Origin of the sequence: Myxococcus vastator (assembly GCF_010894475.1) — a bacterium.
Lineage (GTDB): Bacteria > Myxococcota > Myxococcia > Myxococcales > Myxococcaceae > Myxococcus > Myxococcus vastator.
The window spans coordinates 1-3976 of record NZ_JAAIYB010000599.1 but is presented as its reverse complement, the minus strand read 5'-3'; the positions used below and the strand labels follow the sequence as shown (position 1 = coordinate 3976).

The 3976-nt window shown below is 72.3% G+C and carries 6 protein-coding genes; 5 read left to right on the top strand and 1 reads right to left on the bottom strand.

Features of this window, described 5'->3' with window-relative positions; translation table 11 throughout:
* From G4D87_RS34605 to G4D87_RS34590, 4 genes are all read left to right on the top strand, one after another.
* Positions 1 to 298, top strand: a 298-nt coding sequence (locus G4D87_RS34605; RefSeq protein WP_163786940.1) for an adenylate/guanylate cyclase domain-containing protein, incomplete at its 5' end; no start/stop codon positions are given.
* Between the two features lie 53 nt (positions 299 to 351).
* On the top strand, positions 352 to 765 hold the full coding sequence (locus G4D87_RS34600) for a type II secretion system protein GspG (RefSeq protein ID WP_163786939.1): 414 nt from the start codon (positions 352 to 354) through the stop codon (positions 763 to 765).
* Positions 766 to 942: 177 nt separating this feature from the next.
* On the top strand, positions 943 to 2304 hold the full coding sequence (locus G4D87_RS34595) for a universal stress protein (protein WP_163786938.1): 1362 nt from the start codon (positions 943 to 945) through the stop codon (positions 2302 to 2304).
* Between the two features lie 138 nt (positions 2305 to 2442).
* Positions 2443 to 3030: a P-loop NTPase family protein gene (locus tag G4D87_RS34590; protein ID WP_163786937.1), complete on the top strand. Its 588-nt coding sequence runs from the start codon at positions 2443 to 2445 to the stop codon at positions 3028 to 3030.
* Between the two features lie 9 nt (positions 3031 to 3039).
* Here the strand turns inward: G4D87_RS34590 and G4D87_RS34585 are convergent, their stop codons facing one another.
* Positions 3040 to 3441: a hypothetical protein gene (locus G4D87_RS34585; RefSeq protein ID WP_205507834.1), complete on the bottom strand. Its 402-nt coding sequence runs from the start codon at positions 3439 to 3441 to the stop codon at positions 3040 to 3042.
* 178 nt (positions 3442 to 3619) lie between these two features.
* On the opposite strand from G4D87_RS34585, the gene G4D87_RS34580 reads away from it, so the two are divergent.
* On the top strand, positions 3620 to 3976 hold a 357-nt coding region (locus G4D87_RS34580; protein ID WP_205507833.1), incomplete at its 3' end, for a hypothetical protein.

Sequence of the window (3976 nt, the reverse complement as noted above, 5' to 3'; positions counted from 1 at the left end):
GGAGTGGGCGGCGGGCGGGCGCGAGGGCCAGCCGCTGGTGCTGGAGCTGGGCATCGGCATCAACTCGGGCGTGGTGGTGGCGGGCAACATCGGCAGCACGGTGCGCGCCGAGTACACCTGCATCGGTGACGCGGTGAACGTGGCCGCGCGGCTGTGCTCGCTGGCGGGCCCAGGGGAAATCCTGGTGGGCGAGCGCACCCGCGAGCTGGTGGACGCCAACGAGACGGCCTTCGAGGACCTGCCTCCCGTGCGGCTGAAGGGCAAGCAGCAGCCCGTTCCACTGTTCCGCGCCCTGTAAGGGGTGAAGTCCACGCGCGCCTCGCGAGCGGAAAGGGGCTATAGGAAGGGGTCATGAACGCCTCGTCTGACGAGCCCCCTCCGTCCCGCCGCTCCCCCGTGCTGTTCGTGGGGCTCGTCTTCGGACTCGGGTTGGTGGTCGCCGTCCTGGTGGGTGCGCTGAGCGGCTCCAAGGCCGTGCACGCCGACCGCATCCACCAGGACTTCGCCGTGCTGGAGGAGGCCCTGGGCCGCTACCGCGCGGACAAGGGGGCCCTGCCGGAAGAGGCGGACGTGGAGGCGCTGCTGGTGCCCGCGTACCTGCCCTCCGTGCCGCTGGACCCGTGGGGCCGGGGGTACCGCTACACGAGCAACGGCGACGAGGTCTTCCTGGCCACCTTCGGCAAGAGCGATGACCGGGGCGGCTCGGGCGAGGAGCAGGACCACACCAACCACGACGGGCACGCCGCGCCCAAGGTGGCGCGCTAGCGCACGCGACATGCGGGCGGGCAGGCGCTGGGGCGTGTCCATGCCCCGCGAGCCCACGTCCGCGGTGTGCGCCGGGCCCTGGAGCGAGCCAGCGTGGCGCGGGTGCCCGCTCCCTGGCGTCGCCATGGCCATCGTTTCCTTCACGGGGAAGGGTTTTCCCGAACCTGGAGGGCAGCCATGGCCATCGTGTGTGTCACCAACCTGTCCCCTGAGTCCCTCGCGGCGGCCCACGTGGCGGCGGCCGTGGCGGGACGGCTGCAAGAGCCGCTGCTGCTCCTGGGCGTCGCGGAGGGCGACGCCTTCCTCGACGACGGCTCCGGCGCGTTGACGCTCACCCAGCAGCGGCTGGAGGCGGAGGCCACGCGGCTCGAAACGCTCGCGCGGGTGGTGCGCTACCGGCTGCAGACGGGCACCTCCGCGGACGAGGTGCTGAGCGACGAGGAGTGCCGGCAGGCGCGGTGGATTGTGGTGGCCGCGTCCGGCTGGCGCACCTCGGCGTGGCGGCGGGCCACGGTGCCCGAACGCCTGTCCCGCTACGGCTGCGCGCCGGTGCTGGCCGTGCGCAGCGACACCGCCCTGACGGACTGGGCCCGGGGCCGCAGGCGGCTGCTGGTGCTGGTGGGCGTGGACCCCGGCTCCTCCACCACGGGCGCCGCGGTGGCCTACCTGCGCGAGCTGCGCCGGGTGGGGCCGTGTGACGTGCTGGCCACCTACGTGTGCTCGCCCATGGACGAGCGGGAGCGGCTGGGCATCCACAGCCCCGTGCACGTGGAGCTGCTGGAGCCAGGGCTGCAGGGCATGGAGGCGCTGGACCCCATCGTGGAGCGCGTGCTGCAACGCGAGGTGCGCGAGCAGGTGGGCGAGCTCGTGGGCGAGGGCAGCGTGGAGGTGGTGCTGGAGCCCGGCTTCGGCCGTCCGGCGGACCACCTGATGCACGTGGCGCACACGCGCGGCGTGGACCTGATGGTGGTGGGCACGCACCAGCGCAGCGGGGTGAAGCGGCTGTGGCACGGCTCGGTGTCCGCGGGCGTGCTGCGGCACGCGGCGCACTCCGTGGTGTGTGTGCCGCCCATGGTGCGGGCCCGGAGCGCGGACCGCGCGCCGCGAAGCGTGCTGGTGCCCGTGGACTTCTCCGAGGCCAGCGCCAAGGCCATCTTCCAGGCGCGCACGCTGGTGGGGCCCGGGGGGCGGGTGCACCTGCTGCACGTCCACCGCCGCAAGCTGGAGGACCGCGGCTTCGCGGACCACTACGGCGTGCTGCCCGAGCCCGTGAGGGACAGGGACCGGGTGCTCCAGCGGCTGTGGGCGCTGGTGCCGCGCGACGAAATTGCCCAGGCCGTGCGCTGGAGCGTGGAGGGGGTGACGGGCGAGGACGTGACGCTGGCCATCTGCCAGGCCACGGAGCGCGAAGGGGTGGACCTGGTGTGCGTGGGGACGTCCCTGGAGCCCTCGCGGCTGCGGGACGCCCTGGAGGGCGAGGTGGCCCATGAGCTGGTGGCCCGCTGCCGCCGGCCCGTCGTGGTGGTGCCCTCCGCCTGAGGCAGGGGCTCCTGACAGCGGGAACACCTGTCATCACATGAAAGGATTATCAGGTGGTCCCGGCTCCGACGTGCCCGGGAGGGCACGTCTGCATTAGCATCTCGAAATCACGCATTTCCAGACGCAGGGGGGCCGCCGGTGACACCGCAGGGTTATCGTGAAGTGGAGCTCGTCTGTAACCGTTCCTCGCTGCTCCTGCATGGGGGCACGGAAGAGGAGCGGCGCAGCTGGGCGCAGGAAGCCGCGCGCAACTTCAACGTGGAGCTGGCGGAGGTGCGGCAGGCGGCGGAGCTGCCGCAGGCGCTCCGGCAGCCCAACGGGGTGGTGTTCATTCCGGACGTGGCGAAGCTGGGGCGGGACGCGCAGTTCGTCCTGCTGCAGTGCCTGCGGACGCAGGAGGAGCGGCCGAAGCTGGTGCTGGGCGTCTCCGGCTCGGCGGACGCGGCCCTGGCGCGCGGCACGCTGCGCGAGGACCTGCACTACCGTCTGCACAAGGCCCAGGTGGACCTGCAGAAGGACGGGCTGCGGGACGTGTTGAAGCACCGCTGGGCCCAGCAGGCCGAACAGCTCGCGCTGAAGGCCGCCGTGGCCCGCGCCGCCGAGGAAGCGGCCCGCGAGGCGGCCATTGCCCGGCGTCCGGGCACGGTGACGCGCATCGCCCCCAAGCAGAAGAAGGTGAGCGGCGGCTCGCGCGCGAAGGCCGTGTCCAGGAACGCCGCCCGCTGAGGCCTCGCCTCAGTGCCGGTGCTTCTGTCCGCGCTTCGTCTTGATGGCGGGGCGCGCCTTCTTCGCGGTGCCGCGTTTGGCGGCGGCGGGCTGGGCGGGCACGGCCTTGCGGCCCACCTGGGTGTTCGCTCCCGCCGCGGAGGCCGTCCTGGCGGACGGTGACTTGCGGCGCGCCGGGGCCTTCGTGGGCTTGCCGCTCTCGATGACGCCGCGGGCCGCCTTGGCTGCGCGCCGCGTCCCCGCCGCCTTCACGCGGCCTCGGGTCGGCGTGCCCCGAATCCTGGACTGGAGGTTGGCCACCCCCCGAGCCGTCATCACCGCGGTGCCCAGGAGGACCCGCGCGCCGCGCGTGCCGGCCTCGACGGCCACCTCCTTCACCCTGTCCACCAGCCCCCGCTTGGAAATCGCCATGGCGTGCCTCGTCTCTCTGGCTGTCCTTCGCTGCCGCCAAAGGTAGTCACGGGCACTCGGGCGTGAAGCCGTCTCCCGCACTCCGGCTCCCGCGTTCCAAGGTGGGCGGGAATGTGTGAAGCGGGGAAACTGGGCTAGAGTCCGGCGCACTGTCCCATTTCCTTCTCGGAGCAAGAGCATGTCCCAGGACAACACCGGAAAGCCGAAGCGCGGCCTGAAGCGGCCCATCGAGGTCGTTCGCGCGGAGCTGCTCAAGGACCCGGAGACGAAGAAGATCGCCGAGGCCGTGAGCATGAAGCTCGAGGACTACGTGGAGCTGGTCCTCAAGTACGCCCAGGACAAGGACAAGGAGGCGGAGGTCGCCGTCATCTCCGACGAGGAGCTGCGCCGCAACGGCTTCAACCCCCTCTCCTCCGAGGAGGCCGCCAACATCCTCATCAAGGGCATGAAGGGCGAGCTGCCCGGCTCCCCCCCGGACTTCGAGGCCTCCAAGTTCACCCAGGACAAGGCCTCCACCGCCGGCAAGCCGTCCCTC